Here is a 20,869-nt window from a genome sequence, read left to right as displayed (position 1 = left end):
GCAAAGGTGAGCATCGTAAATTATGTTTTTATTTTTAATATACCCTCTCTTCCATGCACTATCCGATAAAGCAATGGCAGTACAAACAAGGTTAGGAGAGTAGAAGAAATTATGCCTCCAATCACCACCGTAGCTAGTGGTCTTTGAACCTCTGCTCCAGTGCCTACATTCAAAGCCATAGGAACAAAACCGAGACTCGCAACCAACGCAGTCATCAATACTGGACGCAGGCGGATCATAGCGCCATCGATAATAGATGTGAGCAACTCACCACCTTGCTGTCGAAGTTGTCGAATGAAGGAGAGCATTACCAAACCGTTTAACACCGCCACACCAGATAGTGCAATAAATCCTACTCCGGCAGAAATAGATAAAGGCATATCGCGCAACCATAGGAACAAGACACCTCCAGTAAGCGCGAGGGGTACTCCACTGAAAATAATTAAGGCATCCTTGAATGAACCAAAGGCCATCACCAGAAGCCCCAGAATTACCAATAGTGTCAGTGGAACCACTATCGAGAGGCGAGTACTGGCGGACTCCAATTGCTCGAAAGTGCCGCCGTATACTAGCCAATAACCTGCAGGCAAAGAGACCTGCTGATCAATACGACCCTTCGCCTCTTCAACAAAGGAACCCAAATCACGGTCACGGACGTTGGCCGTTACCACAACACGGCGCTTACCATTTTCCCGGCTAATCTGGTTGGGGGCAGGGGTCATTTCCAAGTTAGCAACTTCTGACAAGGGCACATAGCTACCTAATTGGCTATCAGTGGGTAACGGAACAGGTAAATCCCCAAGGTTCTCATAGTCTCGTCGTAAGCCTTCCGGCAGACGCACTACCAGATGAAAACGGCGATCGCCTTCGTAAATCAGTCCAGCCTCTTCCCCTCCAATAGCCGTTGAAACCAAATTTTGCAAGGTTTGCAGATCTATTCCATAGCGGGCGAGTGCGACTCTCTTTGGCACTATTGATAGAATCGGTAGACCTTCCACTTGTTCTACACGAGCATCAGCAACACCCTCAATTCCATTTAACACACCGAGAATTTCATTTGAAGAAGCCACCAGCTGATCCAGATCATCACCGAATACTTTAATACCTAGGTCTGCACGTACACCGGAAATTAGTTCATTAAAACGCATTTGGATTGGTTGGGTGAACTCGTAGTTATTTCCCGGTAACTGACGCACAGCTTTTTCGATTTCAGCAACCAATTGTTCCTGGGGCAATTTCGGATCAGGCCATTGGTCACGTGGTTTCAGAATCACAAAGTTGTCGGCTACATTTGGCGGCATTGGGTCTGTTGCTACTTCTGGTGTACCAATTTTTGCGAATACTTTATCTACCTGGGGAAACTCCTTAATACGCTGCTCCAACAAGCTTTGCATTTCTACAGATTGCTCTAAACCAGTACCAGGAATACGCAGGGCGTGTAGTGCGATATCACCCTCATTGAGCTGAGGAATAAATTCAGAGCCCAGTGTTGTTGCAAGCCAGCTGCAGAACAGTACTAATGCAAGAGCCCCAGAAAGTACTAACCACCGCACTTTCATTGCAGCAATCAACAATGGTTTATATAAAGATTTGGTCGCAACAATAACTTTGTTTTCTTTTTCACTGATTTTACCTGTCAGGAAAACGGCAACTGCTGCAGGCACAACGGTTAAAGAAAGCACCAATGCAGCGAGTAATGCCATCACTACAGTGGCAGCCATGGGGTGGAACATCTTCCCTTCCACACCTGTAAGCGAAAATAGGGGGATATACACCACGGTAATGATCAAAACACCAAACAAACTTGGGCGAATCACTTCGTTGGTAGCTTGGAATACTAGCTCCAAACGCTCTTGTAGGGGCAGCTTGCCTCCCTTGCGATGCTGGGCTTCTGCAAGTCGGCGAATCGCGTTCTCCACAATTATCACGGCCCCATCGACAATCAGGCCAAAGTCAAGAGCTCCGAGACTCATCAGGTTGGCGGAAACACCCGTTTGCACCATGCCGAAAATGGTCGCAAGCATGGAAAGCGGGATTACTGCTGCAGTAATAAAGGCAGCTCGAATATTTCCCAGCAACAAGAACAATACCACGATAACCAGCAGCGCACCCTCAACAAGGTTTTTTTGCACTGTAGCGATAGCTTTATCTACCAGAGTGGTCCGATCGTAAACCGCCTCTACCTTAATACCTTCTGGCACGGTTGATTTTATTCGCTCTAAGGCTTCCGCCACACTTCGAGCTACCTCCCGGGAGTTTTCCCCGACCAGCATCATGGCTGTACCCAATACGGTCTCTTCACCATCGCGAGTGGCTGCACCGGTGCGAAGCTCTTTTCCAATAGCCACTTCGGCCACATCCGAAATTTTAACCGGCACCCCGGCGCGACTGGTAATTACCACATCCTCAATTTCGGCAATATTTCGCAACTGCCCAGGTGAGCGCACTAGAAGTTGCCGTCCATTCTCCTCCAAATAACCAGCGCCGTGACTTTCGTTATTGCGACGCAGCGCTAGGGCGATATCTTCCATGGATACGCCAAAGTTAAGCATCTGCCGGGGTTCAGGTGTTACGTGATACTGCTTGTTATAGCCACCGATGGTATTAACTTCAGTAACTCCGGGGACTAAGGATAATTGCGGTTTTATAATCCAATCTTGAATTTCCCTCAGTGAAGTAGCGTCGTAAGGCTGCCCATTGGGCTGGGTGGCGCCAGGCAGAGCCTCCACGGTATACATAAAAATCTCACCGAGTCCGGTAGCAATAGGACCCATTTCAGGCTCTAACTCCGGAGGCAAATGACTTTTAATACTACTGAGACGGCTATTAATTAAGTTCCGAGCAAAATAGAGATCTGTACCCTCTTTAAAAACAACAGTGACTTGGGACAAACCGTAGCGAGAGAGCGAACGGGTATATTCTAAATTAGGCAAGCCCGCGAGTGCCGCCTCCACAATGTAAGTAATCCGCTGCTCCGCCTCTAAAGGTGAATAACCAGGAGCCTCGGTATTAATCTGTACCTGAACATTGGTGATATCTGGAACCGCATCAATTGGAAGTCTCTGATAACTCCAAACCCCCAGGCCCACCAATACAAAGATCAGGGACAGTACAAAGTAGCGCCGCTCAATTGAAAAGCGCAGTATACTTTCAATCATCTTCTGGCCTCATTTAATGGCTATGTTCAGCGCCGGACTTTTCAATATCCGCTTTGATCAGGTAGCTGTTCTCGGTGACATAGCGATCACCCACATTGAGACCACTCAACACTTCGGTAACAGTGCCGTCGCTACGGCCCAGTTTAAGTGGACGAATTTCATAGGTTTCTCCCACTTTGATAAATACCACCGTCCAATCGCGGAAAGGTTGTAGCGCACGATTCTCGACCACTAAAGGCACAGATTTTTCATTGGTTACTACTTGGCCTTGGACCATTAGATCGGTAGTCCAGAGTTCATTGGGGTTTTCAATCACCGCTCTTGCAATCGCGAAGGGCTGACCATTACTGCTCGGAGCAAGGCTGGTGATAGTTGAGTCAAAAGAACGGTCACCAGCTGTAATTGAAACCTGTTGGCCTAATTTGATCTGATCGCGACGCATCGGAAATACTTGCAACTCAGCCCACAGCTGGTCGTAGTTAGCTATGGTAAACAGTACCCGTTCGCCACTGAATTCACCTTGGCTGGCTTGCTTATCAATTATCTGACCGCTAATAGGAGCGACCAGTGGATAAATTTGCAAGCTGTCATTGGATTCGATAGTAGCAAGCTCTTCCCCTTTCGCTACCAAATCGCCAAGCGTTTTATTAACAGTGATTACGGTTCCTGGGTAACGTGCACGCACATGACTGAGGTTACGATGATCTATCGCAGTTTTACCATATAAGGTAACGCTTTCTTTAATTATACCTGGAGCAGCAATTGCAGTTTTAATGCCTGCCTTTTTTGCCATTTGTTCTGAGATCTGCACTCGACCTTCATGGGACTCATAATCCCAACTTGTGCGCTCCCCGTTGTAAAAAACAGAAACGGCAACATCAAAGGAGTGAGGTTCCTTTACTACGCCTTCACCGCGGTAATACCCAACACTATCCTCCCAGGCAAAGGGTATTTGATCCACTTTTCCGCCAAGTCTTTCAAGCTCTACGGAAACACGAGCATTCTCTAAAGGTTTACCATTCAGAGAAATCCAGGCTCGAAACTCTGGCTTTACACCACTTTCATAAATAAGCAACTCAGCCGTTAGATCCCCCTCAGTCAGTAAACGGCCACCATTGGGGCCCTTTTCCTCCCGATGGTCTTCATGTCCGCCATGGTTATCATTATGTCCATGACTAGAGAATTTCTTCTCTTCCCGTTCATCATGCTCATCATGGCTATTATTGGAGCCCGGCTCCTCAACTTGCTTAACATGTTCATCATAACCACCATTTGCATGACCCAGGCTTGCAATCCAAAATCCAGAGAAAATGAGGAATATGGATAATATTGCCAGGCGAATTACTTTACTTAATCTGCTCATATCTAAATCCAAAATTATTTTCCGTTTCCTACACTCTCGGAACCTAAAGGCCCTGCTGTAAGCTGCTCAATCTCAGCGCCGAAAAGAAGTACAGACCGCGCTGCTTCGATTCGTGCACGTTCAGCATCAAGTAACTCTTCCCGAGCAACAATTAAGTCAAGATAAGAACTCCGGCCACGACGATAGGCACGATCTACTTCAGCCAATGCCTCGCGAAGCTTAGGGATTACAGAATCCTGCAAACTGGAGACAGTAGCCAAGGCCAGTTCGCGACTGGTAACGGCAAGAAATAGCTGAGGATAAAGTTTTAGTAATGCCGCCTCGCGACGGAGCATAACCTCATCCAACTCAGTCATTGCTGTTAGCTCGGCACCACGATTGCGTTTTGCAGTAAAGAGTGGAACTTCGAAACCAGCTAAAGCAGTAGTTTCGTCAACAGCCCGATTCACGAGAAGACCTGCAAACCACCCGACATCAGGCTTAGAGTTGGACTGGGTGAGGCGAAGCTGTGAGGCTCTAAGACGGTCTTCGGAAGCAAAGCGCGCTATAGCTGGGTTTTCCTGTGCACGCGCATAAAGTTCGTCAAAACTAGCTCCGGGCTCAAAACGATAGAGCTCACTGGAGTCTACTCGATAATCTATACTCGGCTGTCCCCACAGAGCCGATAAGGCATGCCTGTAGTACACTAGCATGCTCTCATCCGTCTGCTTAGCGAGGTTTGCTTTTTCCAGGGCGGACTCCGCTCGTAGGCGTTCAGAAACCGGGCTAGCAGCAGCGCTGACTCTGGCGCTAACAGCGCTTAGCGTTTCACGTGCGAGTAATACCTTCTCTCCAGCCAATACGACTAATTCCTGGGCAGCAAGAACCTGAGCATAGCGACGGATAACTTCTGCCAGAAGATCTAGCGCCTTAGCTTGCTCATCCGCGATCAGTAAATTACGCTGGGCATTGACTACATCTATTCGAGCTCTACGTTTATCCCCTAGCTCAATTACGGACGATAAAGTTACCGTCAATTCAAGCTCATTGTCGGCATCATCCTCGGGATCTGGCGCATTATTGGAGCCACCATCACCAAAGTTCTTGTATTGAGCCTCACCTCCTAGGCTTAACGCAGGCCTAAGTGCTGCTGTCTCTTCAGCACCATCTAGACCTCTTCTCTGTAATGGGAATACCGCAAGCTCCGGATTCTGTGCGAGCGTCAGCTCAATCGCATCCGGTAATGTCAGTAAATCCCCCTCCTGCGCGGATACTGATTGCGCAGCTAAATACATTATCGCCACCATCAACTGGAATATGGCACGACGACGAATCACACTCTCAGTGAGCGTGCAGTAAAAATCCATGGGTATCTCCCAAGTCAGTTTTTATTCGCGCAAGGGGCCTAGTAGCTCTCCTTACTCGCGCGGTATTGGAGCAATCAGACTTGGGTTATAGGTGGGCGGAGTAGAGGCGTAAAATAACCACTGGGAACACGTGTATTGCCGAATTCTCGATAATTCACGATTCCGTTCAGAGTAGAGTGTAGTGATTGACCTACCAGAACGGTACACGTACTTCCATGGCAATGACAGCAGTGATTACATAAATCCAGAAGAAGTGAAGATTGGTCAGTCTCATCCCCACTGGAGGGGGCCTGTAAACTTAAATCAGAAAAGGAACTGTCCGGTTGAAACGGTAAATTTCCGAGCAGATCTTCATCATGATGTAGAGACAGGTGATTCGTTACCTCCTGAACTTCTTCATGGCTATCATAGAATGCACCTGCGGTCTGAAAGACCATAAGTACAATCAACAAAAATGATAGTCGAACTACATTCATAAAGGTTACAGGGAGACCAGAATCTACTGACTGCGATTTTAGCAAGTAAATCCAAATGCCTCAACTAAGCTCACTGCCTTAAAGTTATCATTAATCCTAAAGTATCTATTTGGTCACACCTTCTATCCAAGTGAGGAGTCAGCCTCTAGAAGGCTCGACTTACAGATAGTGACACTTACACTAGTAAGGGGTCTATCAGCCCCATAGTCTACGGAATTTTAGTTGGTAAGGTAGAGCTTTAGAAGGGCTATATTCTTCAATTAATCAGGATGCGAGACCATAATACTAATGTTAAAGTCATTGGATAAATTCGATTTCTTTTAGCTACCGTTAACCTTGCGTGAAAGTGGGGGGTTAACTTTGAATAAGCGACCCAAATAAAAGTCTATGCGACATTCATTTAGGAATGATTTTGATAAGAGAGCTTTCGTGAAGTCTTAGGAAGTTTATTCAATTATACGAGAGGGCAGAGTTTAAATATGCCCACATTATAACTTACCTTGGAGAACAAATGAATGAAGACACTTACTCGTGAATACTTATCAGAAACCCCTATGCTTGACTTTGAGAATAAAACCATTCAGATGTTAATTGAAAATAAGAAATGGCGTAAGCTATCTCAGTATGACGCCATTGGTGCCATCTATAAGTTTGTTCGTGATGATATTTTATTTGGTTACAATAGTGATGATCGTATTCCAGCTAGCAGGGTACTGAAAGACGGGTACGGACAATGTAACACTAAAGGAACATTGCTAATGGCTTTGCTTCGCGCTGTTGGCATTCCTACACGCATTCATGGATTTACTATTTTTAAAGACCTTCAGAAAGGTGCTATACCTAGTTATCTATTCTATATCGTACCTGAACGAATTATCCACAGCTGGGTGGAAGTATATTCAAATGATAGGTGGATCAACCTTGAAGGATATATTATCGACCGCCCATACCTGAACAAAGTCCAAGAAGGGTTTCGTAACCAATGCTCTGAGTTTAAAGGCTATGGTATTGCCACAAAATGCCTACAAAACCCACCCATTGACTGGGAGGATAAAGATACATTTATACAGAAAGAAGGTATCGCAGACGATTTCGGAGTTTATACGCAACCTGATGATTTTTATCTGCTCTATGGAAGTAATTTAACTGGCATTAAGAAATTACTATTTCGCTTCGTGATCCGTCATTTAATAAATATCAATGTTAAACGGATTCGAGCAAAGGGCTTAGGTAAATGTAATACCTTAGAATTAAGCTGATAAAGTATACCAACTCTAGCTCTAGTTTGAGATCTAAATATGTAACTTAACTGCCACTATAGGAGATATGGTGGGCATCATTTCCTTTAGATACGATATCCCTAATGAATCCCAGAAAATATAAAACAATCTTTTTAAACAAACCCAGGGTTACATAATCATATAAACTAATTTAACTTTCATATCAACAACCAATCAAAGTGGAGTATCTAAATAATATTAAATCGAGTACTCTTGATCTTCCCGCAATAAAAGATTAAGAGTCATAAAATACAATAGCCATCTATGAATAGATGACACAAATTTCTATGACATGAAAGGCAGAGGTTAAGCCTCTTATACAATCAAAATTATATTTATAATAAGTACATCACCTATTCGAATCAAACCAACGATACATTTTTTAAATAGTCAAGTAAGGAAGTATTCTCGAAATATTACGTGCATCATCCACACCGCGATGCTGCTGACCTTCAAAGACAATACCGAGAGACTGTAGAGCAGATCCAAGTCCTGAACGACGCTTCTTACCTGTCTTTTCTTGCCATACTGCTTTCAGGTTGATATGCGGTTTAGCAAAAAAATCTGGCGCGCAACCGTGCCGTGTCAGCTCTACTTTGATCTGCTTCCAATCGTATTCCCCCCAGCTAGCCCAGGCTTGATACTCATAATGAGATAACCATAGGTTAAGGAGACTCGTGCTTTCTCTAAAATCAGGCGCACTAGCCACCATGCTATTTTTGATACCTGTAAGCTCACTGCAAAACTTACTAAGTTTCGGATTAATCACTGGTCTAACAAATTGACTATGACTAGCTAAGATGTCACCATCCAAAGTAGTCAGTACAAGTCCGAATTCAATGACCTCCATTACCCCAACAGATAGTGGGCGATCATTCCAACAAGTTGCCTCAAGATCTACAATCAGCAGGCGCTTAATACCATTGAAGCAATTCTGAAAAACCATGCTAAACCCTATAGTATTTTTTAAAAATGAAAAAAATCATTAGCATACAAAAATTATAATATACATATAAACAGAGTGAAATATTGAGAATGAGCCCGACATCAATTGACGTGGCTCAATAGAGTATTGGAAATTTTTCAAGGGATATACTATATGGAAACAATAACATGTCCTTTAAGTACTTTTAATTATTAAATATTAGATTTCTTGGTATGTCAGTAGGTATTCATAAAAAATAATAGGCATTTCAAAATATATGTGTGTATATTTATGAAACTCTATAGCTCTCAGAAAAAACTTATCAGCAAGCTAGATAGAGAAACTACAATCCACACAATATTTCTATATTGACAATATGGTATAACCATGCTTAGAGCATTGCAACAGCCGGATGAATCCATCCATTCCTTTATATTAAGAGTTTTTATAAAAGCTGGGTTTCGGAATATAAATAGCTTAATAGCTGGCGGGGGTGGATGGAGAGAGTACCCTTCAATTCCGGATACAGCCAAAAAATATTTCACTTTTTATCCCGAGAAAGTACTGATTGATATTTTTGACTCTACTTACTCTATCGGAACAGAGGACACTTTTAGCAGAAATAGATTTACACATTTTAAAGGCTTCCCACAAATTCTTAACTACTCTCATGGGCAATTTACTGGAAAACGAATACCTATTAAGTTTTGTAAAAAGTGTATTGAAGAAAAACTTGCAAATCAGGGTCATGCGTTTTTCGAAAGCAAGTGGTTATATATATCATATTGCGAAAAGCATAACTGTCCGTTATGGCAAATCAAAAGAACTCCTTCAGTAAAAAACAAAATTAAAAACGTGATTTTAAGTGTTTTATCGGCTAACTGGGAGAAAGTATCCAACTCAATAAAACACTTAACTTCAGAAGTAGACAGCAATAAATATTATCTGGACCCCATAAAGAAGTGGAAACTTTATTTTTCTCCCTGTGCAAAATTAAGCTACATAAAATATTTTGTTCAGACTTTATCCTATCAGAAAGATTACATTGAAAGGTTTTCTGATAGGAGACTAGCAGAACCCACGGGCGACCTAAACCTCTTAAGAGCAAGATTAAAGAGGTATTGTCTATTGAGCTTTTATGATGTGTACAGCAAAGAATTAAAATCAAACTACAAAAACATTAAAAACTTCGAAAAAGAAGATCTTGAAATTATAAAAGTTAGACAATGGGGAATGGAGTTCCCTGTACTTAAAGATAAAAAAGAAACCTGCGCATCTTGTGCCCGATGGAATATAGATTCTTTCACTGATTGTTCAATTTCAGGCGTTATAGCTAGTTCTCGTGAAAGCGATCATTCAAGAATGGTAATTAACAGCAATAACTATATTGATTTTACAAAAAGGTGCACCATTACTTGGCTAAATATACAAAGGTATGAGTTCCGCAAGAAGTATGGTTATAAACATCCCTTAGGCCTCCCTGCACCTCTCAATGAATAAATATTTCCTCTATTTTTTAGGATACCTCCCTTTAGCCTTTAGAGGTTTAGGTAGAGCAACCTCTAGCCACTCACGATCATATAAATACAACCAATAAAAGGCTTTATTACAGTGAAACTTAATATCTTTACGAATTGCTTTAGGGTGTAATTTGTAATATTTAAGAATTTTTAGTCTATAGCGACGTCGCATTGACTCCATATGGCATCGTTTACGATAAGTTACTAGTTCAGGGTGAGTTGAGATAACTTGCTCTACTGATCCTACACCAATTTTGCAGATTGTAGCTATTCGATGCCGGTTCATCCTTGTATACCCTAGGCGAATAATTTCATCTATACAGGCCTTAGATATTTTTCGCGGCTTAAGATTCAAGGGGATATTGTGGAGCGCTGCAAGTCTTTTCAGATAAGTTCTACTTCTTCCTGTAATTTTAGAAGTTTCGTTAAGCGACCTGCTTCGTAGAAGCTCAACACATTTCCTCTCCCTCCTTTTCGTCCTCTTAGCAAATTCCTTTTTACGGGTCTTAAACTCAAACTCTACACTATTATGACCCTCTAATAATTGCTGGAAGGTAGAAAAAAGCCAGCTTGAGAAAAAAATATGCTGGAAGGGATTATGGTTTTCTCCTGGGACTAAAAGTTGAGAAATATATCTGAAGTCTTCAGACGATTTGGGGAGCGAGCTATTATAAAATGGTCGATAGTTTTGTGAAAATACATAAAAATTTTGCATTAATTTTAGACGCCTAATACGGCCACTATTCGTTACCAGGCCCATACTTTGCAATTTATAGCGATATTTTGAAGAAATATCTATTAACGGAATAGGCCATTTGATCTTTCTTAAAAGATCATATCCAAACTTACCTACTTTATATTCAACACTAGATGCTTCTTTAGCACGGCAGGTTACTGATGGTAACATCCCAAGGCTAATTCGTTGACGATTATGTAAGTCAATTCTCTCTAAGAGAACTGGATGTATACCACAAGAAGAGACTCCAGGGATTTGATGCGATCTATGCCAATAAGCAACTCCATATTGATTTATATCGCTACAGGCGCACTCTTGACACCATTTCAAGCATAGCGAAGAACCTGCACCAAATGATGGGAGCTGACTTTCCCTTATTGATCTCGCGCTATCATTACTCAACATAAATTTTATTATGTTATTTGAGTACTTAGGCAAATAAAATATATATATTGGAGCCAATGTCTGACCAAATAAAATTTCGTACGGTTCATCATCTGTAAGGGCTGAAAGTTTTTTTAGATTCGATGTCAAAAAGGGGTGTATGGAGGCCCTCTCCTCAGCAAGATATATTTTATTAAACTCTTTACCCTTTAATCCAGAAATAGTAGCAAAGCGAATAACTCGACTAAAGAAAAGTTCATCAGGAAAAGCTTTGGGCAGGAGCATATTGCCACATATGGGGTGAAACTTACTTTGAGGATAGATGCTTGATCGGATTTTTAAATAAAACTCCCATTTTTTTTAACTCAGCTTCAGGATTCTCTGAAATAGATGCTCGCCTTATCAAGTCTGGATCTTTAATAAGTTCATTTAAGTCACCAATAGATTGTAAGTAAGATAGCTTCTGATGAAACTCATGGTGCTGGGGGCGATTTAAATCTCCAGGGATAATCATAACTTCTGATGTCGAAGTATCTATAGATTTAAATGAAATTTCACTAGTTTCGACCTTAGACCTATTATTACTCTTTTCCCTTCTGATACGCCGAAATTTTTCAAGCCTATTTATCCTTGCTTCATCTACAGATTTTTTGGAGAAATTTATAGCTTTCTTTGCTGCATACTCCAGGACATATTCCGTTATAGACTCGTTATCTGAACCAATTACTAAACGCTGAGATTCCCTATAAATTCTTACAGCCAGATCCATATTACCAATAGATAGATCATATAATTTGTCACTAAGAGATTTAGTTAAAGGAGTTTTTTCCTTTGTCCATTGCAACACCCAAAGTTCTTCAATAAACATGCTCCACTCCTCATCATTCTTCATCAAGTCCATAGTAAAAGAAGCTTGACTTTCTGCACGCCTTGCTGTCTTTAGAGTTTTCCCTAATAACTTGTCAAAGGGAGGGTTTGCACACAGAAGAATGGGAACTCCCAATTCATTCATAAGATTATGAAGAAACCCCAGAAATTTATCTTCGCCTCCAGCTTTTGCCAAATTTAAATGCTGCATTTCATCTATTATTATGACACCTAAAAAGCTAGACTTTATTTTAGCTTCAATTTGCTTAACAAGTAGATCACTCGTTTTTTCTGGCTTAGTCTCTTCTCCTCCAAGCTTTCTATCAATTTCCGATAAAATCTTAAGACAAAGGGCTCTGATACTCGAATTTTCTGGGCAATCTACTTTAGCCCATACTACTTGCTTAATATATAAAGGCTCACCTTGGTATTTACGATGCTCAATAACTTCTGGAAAACAATTTAAAATCTGCTCTAGCATACAACTTTTTCCGACACCGCTTTCCCCAAGTAAAGTTATACCACTCCCGTTAGATTTGAAATAACCTGTTCTAGGAGCAACTTTAGATCGTTGGTCTATAGGGTAGTGTAAATAGTTCATGGTTGTCGGCGACAGGGGATTCTTGCTTGAATAACCTTTCTTAATCGCAATTTCAATTGCTCTAAAGCATTCTAGATATACTGGAAGAGGCTGCCTTAACTCATCGATTCTTGTAAGGTATTCAATACGCTCGAAAGCACTCAATTTTCTCTCGCTTTCAGAAAATGAAGGATAGCTACTTAATTTTTCTACCAAATCCTCATCTTTCAATTTTTTTGGTAATGCTTCGATCAAGGGGTTCCCCCGATGCTCCGGGAGTATTGCAATGTTATACTCTGCATCATTTACACCCCTCACTGGTTCCGCCTCTTCCTTTTTATTAATGAGACAGCTTCATTTTTCCTTTTTGACTCTAGGTTCTGATCATCGGGATATACTTCTGATTTCTCTTCTCTAATGGATTCACCGTGTTCAATTCGTCTATCAAGAACCGCCTCTTTTCTTCGTGTTCTCATTCCCTTTATTCGCTCAGTCTTACTCTTATCTTGTATATCTTTTTTTGTTTCACTTTTTGCTACTTGGCTAACTAATTTACGTCTATTATGTCTTTCTATAGACTTTTTACCTGGTTTATTTTTACTTTTTTCTTTCTTTTTCCAATCTTTAAAATACAATATATCAGCTTGATGTTTATCACTAAGGCTTGCAGAAAACTTCATCAAGTTGCATTTAGTGAACCCTTCGCGCTCCTTAAGGCGAACATATATGAATGAAGAGTTATCTTGATCGATACGAGCTTCCATTTTCCAGCACTTGGTAGACCGGGCAAGCACTTTCCATTCTTGAAATTCTTCCCGGTCACATTCATAGTACATATCCTCATTTAAGCGGATACCTTTACTCGTCATAGATACTTCTACCGCAGGTAGAAGTTTAGCCCTTACTTCGGACTCCTCTGATCTACTTAAAGCATGTCGATGCTTTTTTAGATGGATATTCCAATAATTAAGCGGTGTAGGGGCCAATCCATTTTGCACTAACAAGACGGATTGTGCAGCTAAGCCGTCAAATAGAGAATTATTATGCTCCATAACTTCATCAATAAGTAATTTTGTCACTTCATCTAATGTATATGTTGCATCGAGACGTGGATCACGATCACCTCGAATATAATGATGTCCTCTAGTTGTTCCTAATAATTCATGGACTAGATTTTTATTCAAAATTTCGAATCTTCGTTCCACAATGCCTTTAAGATCGGCGCGATAAGGTGGAGCTATACTCAGGTGACCGATTAATGGAACGGCTAATTTTTCAGCGCTCTTACATATAAACTCCCCTCGATCGCAAAGCAAACGCTGGGGGATATGATGGCAAGGCCATTCATGATCTTCGATTTCGATACCGAACCTAGAGCAATAACTTTTCTTATCCGTAAAGCTATTGACAAGAGCTTGACGGCCTGCACGCCAAGAAGCATATTCCATAGAAACGTGAAGCCCAACAATCATCCTGCTTTCTTTATCTACCACACAATAAACAGTAGGCCTACCTAGAACATGAGAGCGCCTAAATTCAGAGACAATATGAACATCCAGTACCGTTGAATCCAATTCAAAGCAACTTCCAGGAACTTCGGTATGATCTGTCGCAGCTCCTCTTAATCCACGCTTGTTTCTTTCAAAGTCACCCGCTGTAGTTTGCTTTCGGATTATTTCATTTTTTGGAATTAATTTTTTAATCCAATATATAAAAGTACGATATGATGGAACATTCGGCGACCTAAATTCACTCTCTGCCAGTATTAGTTCTTGTGAGTATAACTCCTTCAACATTTTTTCATAAACTTGACTAAATGGAACTCGACGCCCTTTCAAGCCATACTTCTTCATCGCGAAAATAAAATTATTCTTATCATTTTCCGTAGTGTTAACCCCTTGATATATTTCCATGCTCGGTGTAAGCATTCTTACTGGAGCTCCACGTTTAAGACATCCTGAAACCCTAACTCTTCCAGCTCCTCCTGAATTCTTGTAAGCAGGCAGGAGGGCATTTCTTTCTTGCCCACCCCTCCAATATTGATTTAATAACCTATATATTCTCTGAGCCCTTACCCCTTTACTTTTCGCCTGATTTACCAGAACTTTGCTTCTTTCTTCAGTAGAAATCTCAAGGAGAAAATCTGGATTTTCTATTAGCTCACTTATCAGCTCAATATTTCTATCACGTTTTTTAATATGAGCTTCAGGTATCAACCCCTCATCAGCTAGCTGATAGTAGGGAAGAGGACTAAAGTTTCTTTTCACAGCTCCTCCTTTAATCGCACACAAAAATCTGGAGCTATCAATCTTAATAGGCCTTCTTAAACCTCCAGATTCTTCAAGATTAAAAAGAACCAGAATATTTATATCATAAAAAAGTTCAAGAACACGATACACACCACTATCAACCCCATCAATATCAGTTACACTCCAAACACTGTTTCGTTCAACTCGCATTTTTACCTACCGATTGATGAAAGAATATTTGTTATATCTATAACTCCAGACTCTACTATCGGTTTACTTAAGTCTACCTCAACTTTCTTAATAGCGATTAAATGCTTCAAAAGTACTAAAGCTTCATCGTTCTCAACATCTAAATTTTTACAGAATCCATTGCATATATCTTCGATTAAATTGATCCCAACATGTAATGTCTCTATGGCTTGCTTTTCTATATTTTCCTTAAATCTACGTCCTTGTCTATATGCAGAGGTAAACCACTGAATATTTTTAGATTGAATAACCGATATTTCATTTATAGTATATATATGGAAATTTACCCCCAGAAGCTCCCACCAAATACGTTCAATTTCTAATTTTTCAGCTGTACGCTTTATTGATAGTTCTTGGGCTGATTTAACAGAGATAGCCTCATACCAAAAGTCGTGTTTATCTGTGCAAGTCAAAACAAAGTCTGTAGTCATGACATTGTATGATCCAGAACCAGGCACTTTTGGATGATTTATATCTAGATTCTTTGCAATCTTGATAGAAAAGTCTAAGGGGAGAAGGGGAAACTGTTCCCTTATATCGATTACTGAATCACAATTTTCAACCAGATAGAAGAGACAGCTTTCGTTTTCTGAGAGGGTATGATGCTCTCTATTAACTTTAATGCCCTGAATTTTTCCACTATTTCCCTTAGATTTAACATCCTGAACTCTCAGCCAGGGTTTGTATTCTTCTCCAGCTCCCAGCCCATACTTGTTTTTCAGAGCTCTTTGAAAATCAGTTAGCCTCTCTAACCTTCTGTGTCGCGCCAAAACTTTTCACCCCAATCTGATTTATGACTAAAGCATTAACATCTTAGGTCTGTAAGATTTATTAATCCGATATCTATAGTATACATACTGAGGTCATATTTAAGTGGTTGTGTTCATCCTTATTCAAACATTATGAAATTTAGCAAATCTTACAAATTCGTAGGACCGCTATGCCTAAACCGTAGAGTGTTTCTACCTATTATAAATCTGATTTTTTTATGTTATATGATTTAAGGATTGTCTTGATAATTTCTTATAAAAAGAAAATATCTCATAAAATTTTCAGCCAAAGTAAATCTACTATGAGTCATAGAAATAGGCTCTATGACTCATTTAATGGGTATTTTGTGAGTCATAGAAATAGGCTCTATGACTCATTTAATGAGTATTTTATGAGCCATATAAAGCCTTACACAACTTCTGAGCTTGGCTTAAAATACGGATGGCCTTAAAAGGTGGCATTCAAGTCAACAGTTTGCACTTAAAATCTATATATAAGATTTGGTTTGTTATCGATTTTGAACTAGTAACGAAGGATATATTGTTATATTCATCCTCATTTATTCCAGCTGCATAGGCTGCACGACTACCTCTCCCGCTGAGTACACTCGCAGATGTGGCAATATTCAAACTTTATAATTAGTGTTCAAACTTTATTATTCAGTGTTCAAACTTTTTCTACAGTGTTCAAACTTTATTGTACCGGCACACCATTAAGCCACCTCTCCTGCAGCATGACCTGAAGCCCAAGCCCATTGGAAATTAAACCCGCCGAGCCAGCCGGTTACATCGAGAACCTCACCAATAAAATAAAGCCCCTGCCGGGTTTTACATTCCATAGTACGGGAAGAGACCTGTGCAGTATCGACTCCACCTAATGTTACCTCAGCAGTGCGATATCCCTCAGTGCCCGCCGGTACCAATTTCCAGCTTTGTAACTTTTCCCCAGCTTGCTGTAACTCCCCCTCCCCAAACTGTTTTAGGGGGCGGCTAACAATTTGCGTTCGCTGCAGGAAAAACTGTACTAACTTTTTGCTCCAAACCTCAGCCAAAACGCTGTGTAAGTGGCTATCCGGGCTCTGTTGTCGGCGCAGCGGTAACCACTCTGCCAGATTTTTCTCTGGAGCCAAGTCAAATATTACCGTTTGACCTTCTCGCCAGTGGCTGGAAATTTGCAAAACCGCTGGCCCACTCAGTCCCCTGTGAGTGAACAGCATCTGCTCCTGGAAACTACCTTCAGCGCAAGAAGCAGTCACTGAAAGGGAGGTTCCAGGCAAGGTACCCTGACGCTCCAATTGCCGTTTATGCTGGGTGAATGGCACTAGCGCTGCTCGAGTTGGGACTAAATCAAGCCCAAACTGCTCAGCGATCTCATAGCCAAACCCGCTCGCCCCCATGGTGGGAATAGAAAGGCCTCCAGTAGCCACGACCAAGGATTCACAGGTAACCGTCCCCATACTGGTTTCGACCTTATACCCCTGCCCCAGAGCTTGAATTTGAGTAATGCTGCAGCGCGTGCGGATCTGTGCCTTGGCCGCACGGCATTCCGTTAGTAACAAGTCGACAATATCCCTTGATTTATTGTCGCAAAAGAGCTGACCGAGGGTTTTCTCGTGGTAGGTAACCCCGTGCTTCTCCACCAGTGCAATAAAGTCCCACTGGCTATAGCGAGCCAAGGCGGACTTACAAAAATGGGGGTTATTACTGTAGAAGTTCTCTGCACTGGTGTAGAGATTGGTAAAGTTGCAGCGGCCACCACCAGACATCAGGATTTTCTTTCCGACTTTATTGGCGTGGTCCAAGACCAACACGTTGCGCCCGCGCTGGCCCGCTGTAGCCGCGCACATTAGTCCAGCTGCCCCAGCGCCAATGACCAATACATCGACGCTTTCCGGTAGCTGGCTGGTAGAAACCTCTGTCATAGGTAGGAAATAGTACTGCAGTAAGACCGGTGATCAGGTGCGAGGCAGGGTAACGCCGCGCTGGCCCTGGTATTTGCCACCACGATCGGCATAGGACACATCACAAACTTCATCGGATTCGAAGAACAGCATCTGTGCCACGCCCTCGTTGGCATAGATCTTCGCGGGCAAGTTAGTGGTGTTGGAGAACTCCAAAGTCACATGACCCTCCCACTCCGGCTCCAGTGGCGTCACATTGACGATAATACCGCAACGGGCATAAGTGGATTTACCCAGGCAAACCGTCAATACAGAGCGCGGGATACGGAAATACTCCACCGTACGCGCCAGGGCAAAGGAGTTTGGCGGAATAATGCAGTGGTCGCCTTCAACATCCACAAAGCTGTTTTCATCGAAGGTCTTGGGATCAACTGTCGCTGAGTGAACATTGGTGAAAATCTTAAATTCACGAGCACAGCGAACATCGTAGCCATAGCTGGAGGTGCCATAGGAGATGAGTCGATCGCCATTATCGTTATGACGCACCTGACCAGCCTCAAAAGGCTCAATCATACCGTGCTGCTCTGCCATGCGGCGAATCCACTTGTCGGACTTGATACTCACTCCGTCCCCCTGAATAGAATAATTAGTGCTCAATTAAAGAGGCGGAATCATAGCCGGTTTAGGCTGTGCAAAAAAGTGCCTATCCAATGAATTCTCACTTGTTGCCACTGGATAGATACTGTATAAATTAACAGCATCACTGTATACACATACAGCTTAAGACGAAGACAGTGGCCAGATCGGACTAAAATTCAGTGGTGGAATCGTGGGCAGCGCAGAAAACTTCATAGAAAACAATCAGTTAGAAAGCCAGGCAAAACACCAGAAACTGGCACAGTTACTCACCAGAGCCGACATCTGGCAAGCAGCGAATGAACCCCGACGACAGCGAAACGGCATCGCCAGTGGTTATCCAAGCCTCGATGCCCTCCTAGCGAACCACGGCTGGCCAAGAGGGGCCACTACTGAGCTACTCATGGACCAGATGGGTATCGGTGAACTCACCTTAATACTACCGGCCCTGGCAGGCCTCACTCAGAGGGGGCAAATGGTCATACTGGTCAATCCACCCCATATCCCCTATGCGCCCTCATTGGCCAACAGTGGTATCCGCCTTGAGAACCTGCTGATCCTGCACCCCCGAGGCCCCAAGGATACTCTCTGGGCGATCGAGCAGTCCCTACAATCCGGAAGCTGTGGTGCCTTACTCAGCTGGCAGGGGCGGCAATCCCTGAACCATAAAGATCTTCGTCGCCTGCAACTCGCTGCCCGCAATGGGGACTGTCTGCACTTCCACTTTCGCCCTCAGTGTGAATCAGCAAACCCCTCACCCGCGAGCTTGCGCCTACAGCTCACACCCAGGGAAGGAGAGCTGGCACTAAGGCTTTTAAAGCAATTGGGTGGAAATTCAGGCCAAAACCTCTATTTGGCAAGAGCAGCAAAACTGGTCCGACGGGACCAACCAATGCACTGAACGGTTTCGAGGGATAGCTCCATGCTCTGGCTTTGTATTCAATTCCCCAGGCTTCCGTTAGAAGTTCTGACCCGCGCTCAGCAACAAGGAGAAGAGGCTCTACCCCAAGTTGTGGTTGAAAAACAGTTGGTGATTGATAGAAACCCAGCGGCATCCCAATGCGGCGTTGAGACCGGGCTCAGTATTGCCACTGCGTCTGCTCTCTGTGCAGATTTACAGCTGCTACAACGCGATTCCCAGCGGGAACAACAAGAATTACAGCAACTGGCCCAGTGGGCATACAGCTTTACACCACTTGTATCACCTCAGTCCGCAGGGCCTATGAGCAATGGTGAGAGCACTCCCGCCCACCTCTACCTGGAGCTGAGCGGCTGCCTAAAGGCCAGCGGTGGCTTCAAGGCATTGATACAGCAGCTGAGCGATGAGCTTGAGCAGATGGGAATCCACAGCCTGATGGGCCTCGGCCACAGCCCCAGTGCAGCTCATATGCTAAGCCAACTGACCGTACACCGGCACTGGCTTACGCAATCAGATTCTCCGCCCAGCCCTCAGCAGTGGAGACAGTGGATTAGCTTTGCCCCTTCCAAGCTCCTTAGTTGCGACAACAAAACTATTTCCAAGCTCTACGCATGTGGTATCAAGCGAGTAAGCCAGCTGCTCGCTATTCCACTCTCTGAGGTAGGCTCTCGTTTTGGTCGCCCATTTGTGGACTACCTGGCACGCCTGAACGGAACTCGCCAAGATCCAGTCTGTAGTTATCAGCCCCCAGCACAATTCCGCAGCGAGTTATTTTTCCCCAGTCCCTTGGATAATAGCGAACAGCTGCTATTTCCTATCGGTCGCCTACTAAGGGAATTATGCTCCCAGTTGCAGCGACGCCAGCTCTACACACAACAGTTAAATTGGCATATGGATTTCGGCCAAAATAAATCTCTGGTAATAACCGTAGAACTCTCCACTCCGCAGTTGGATCCTCAACGCCTAATAGCACTAACCAAGCTGCAAATGGAAAGAGTAACTCTTGATCAGCCAGTGCAGTCCATCAGCTTAAATTGCAAGCATTTACTCCCCTTGGAGCAGGGATCACTGGATGAAGATTTATTTGGTGAAGGCAGCCAACATAAACGCAATCAACAGCTATTAGACAAATTAAAAGCCCGCCTCGGTCATCAAGCACTCTCGGGAATTGCCCTAAAAGAAAGCTACCTACCAGAGGAGGCCTGGCAAAATACAGATACCCTGATAATTAAAAGTAACGCTAAGGAACAGCAAATCAAACCCATCCAAGCACCGCGCCCCAATTGGCTATTAGCTCATCCAACCAAACTGGAAAATAGCGAGCACAAATTATTTTATCAGGGAGAGCTACAACTATTACAGGGGCCAGAGCGAATTGATGGCTATTGGTGGCAGCACGGGCGTCACGGGCGGGATTACTATATCGCAAGAAATAGAAGAGATGAGCTCTACTGGGTCTTTCAGGATCTTACAACCGAAGAGTGGTTTTTACATGGCGTTTATAGCTAAG

General features: G+C 42.9%; 14 protein-coding genes. 4 read left to right on the top strand and 10 right to left on the bottom strand.

What is annotated here, in order from left to right:
- Nucleotides 1-20: 20 nt before the first annotated feature.
- From ACJJI3_RS22385 to ACJJI3_RS22375, 3 genes are read right to left on the bottom strand one after another with little or no spacing between them, the layout of a single operon-like run.
- Complete coding sequence (locus tag ACJJI3_RS22385; protein ID WP_444940977.1) at nt 21-3,158, bottom strand: efflux RND transporter permease subunit; 3,138 nt, start codon at nt 3,156-3,158, stop codon at nt 21-23.
- Between the two features lie 13 nt (nt 3,159-3,171).
- The gene (locus tag ACJJI3_RS22380) at nt 3,172-4,521 is read right to left on the bottom strand and encodes an efflux RND transporter periplasmic adaptor subunit (RefSeq protein WP_444901108.1); all 1,350 of its coding nucleotides are present in this window, start codon (nt 4,519-4,521) and stop codon (nt 3,172-3,174) included.
- A 14-nt stretch (nt 4,522-4,535) separates the two neighbouring features.
- On the bottom strand, nt 4,536-5,867 hold the full coding sequence (locus ACJJI3_RS22375; RefSeq protein ID WP_444919693.1) for a TolC family protein: 1,332 nt from the start codon (nt 5,865-5,867) through the stop codon (nt 4,536-4,538).
- Between the two features lie 991 nt (nt 5,868-6,858).
- On the opposite strand from ACJJI3_RS22375, the gene ACJJI3_RS22370 reads away from it, so the two are divergent.
- Nucleotides 6,859-7,602, top strand: coding sequence for a transglutaminase-like domain-containing protein (locus ACJJI3_RS22370; RefSeq protein WP_152454492.1), 744 nt, complete (start codon nt 6,859-6,861; stop codon nt 7,600-7,602).
- Nucleotides 7,603-8,005: 403 nt separating this feature from the next.
- On the opposite strand, the gene ACJJI3_RS22365 is transcribed toward ACJJI3_RS22370, so the two are convergent.
- A complete protein-coding gene (locus ACJJI3_RS22365; RefSeq protein ID WP_444901106.1) occupies nt 8,006-8,569 on the bottom strand; it encodes a 3'-5' exonuclease in 564 nt (187 codons plus the stop codon).
- Between the two features lie 366 nt (nt 8,570-8,935).
- Between ACJJI3_RS22365 and ACJJI3_RS22360 the strand changes: the two genes are divergently transcribed.
- Nucleotides 8,936-10,048, top strand: coding sequence for a hypothetical protein (locus tag ACJJI3_RS22360; protein WP_444901105.1), 1,113 nt, complete (start codon nt 8,936-8,938; stop codon nt 10,046-10,048).
- Between the two features lie 9 nt (nt 10,049-10,057).
- Here the strand turns inward: ACJJI3_RS22360 and ACJJI3_RS22355 are convergent, their stop codons facing one another.
- From ACJJI3_RS22355 to dcd, 6 genes are all read right to left on the bottom strand, one after another.
- Nucleotides 10,058-11,473: a TnsD family Tn7-like transposition protein gene (locus ACJJI3_RS22355; RefSeq protein ID WP_444901104.1), complete on the bottom strand. Its 1,416-nt coding sequence runs from the start codon at nt 11,471-11,473 to the stop codon at nt 10,058-10,060.
- Nucleotides 11,474-11,495: 22 nt separating this feature from the next.
- Nucleotides 11,496-12,890, bottom strand: a complete 1,395-nt coding sequence (locus tag ACJJI3_RS22350; RefSeq protein ID WP_444901103.1) for an ATP-binding protein — start codon at nt 12,888-12,890, stop codon at nt 11,496-11,498.
- Nucleotides 12,891-12,949: 59 nt separating this feature from the next.
- A complete protein-coding gene (locus tag ACJJI3_RS22345) occupies nt 12,950-15,094 on the bottom strand; it encodes a TnsB C-terminal domain-containing protein (RefSeq protein WP_444901102.1) in 2,145 nt (714 codons plus the stop codon).
- Nucleotides 15,095-15,096: 2 nt separating this feature from the next.
- Nucleotides 15,097-15,903, bottom strand: coding sequence for a TnsA endonuclease N-terminal domain-containing protein (locus ACJJI3_RS22340; RefSeq protein WP_444901101.1), 807 nt, complete (start codon nt 15,901-15,903; stop codon nt 15,097-15,099).
- 713 nt (nt 15,904-16,616) lie between these two features.
- A complete protein-coding gene (locus tag ACJJI3_RS22335; protein WP_444940976.1) occupies nt 16,617-17,825 on the bottom strand; it encodes a BaiN/RdsA family NAD(P)/FAD-dependent oxidoreductase in 1,209 nt (402 codons plus the stop codon).
- Nucleotides 17,826-17,858: 33 nt separating this feature from the next.
- On the bottom strand, nt 17,859-18,428 hold the full coding sequence (gene dcd, locus ACJJI3_RS22330; RefSeq protein WP_282933840.1) for a dCTP deaminase: 570 nt from the start codon (nt 18,426-18,428) through the stop codon (nt 17,859-17,861).
- 205 nt (nt 18,429-18,633) lie between these two features.
- Here dcd and imuA point away from each other — a divergent pair, with 205 nt between their 5' ends.
- Nucleotides 18,634-19,341: a translesion DNA synthesis-associated protein ImuA gene (gene imuA / locus ACJJI3_RS22325; RefSeq protein ID WP_444940975.1), complete on the top strand. Its 708-nt coding sequence runs from the start codon at nt 18,634-18,636 to the stop codon at nt 19,339-19,341.
- Nucleotides 19,342-19,362: 21 nt separating this feature from the next.
- Entirely contained in the window at nt 19,363-20,868 is a 1,506-nt protein-coding gene (locus ACJJI3_RS22320; RefSeq protein ID WP_444940974.1) for a Y-family DNA polymerase, read from the top strand.
- Nucleotide 20,869 lies beyond the last annotated feature (1 nt).

Source organism: Microbulbifer maximicatervae (SeqCode) (assembly GCF_052466985.1).
The sequence above is the reverse complement of the archived record's forward strand: the minus strand, read 5'-3'. Positions and strand labels throughout refer to the sequence as shown.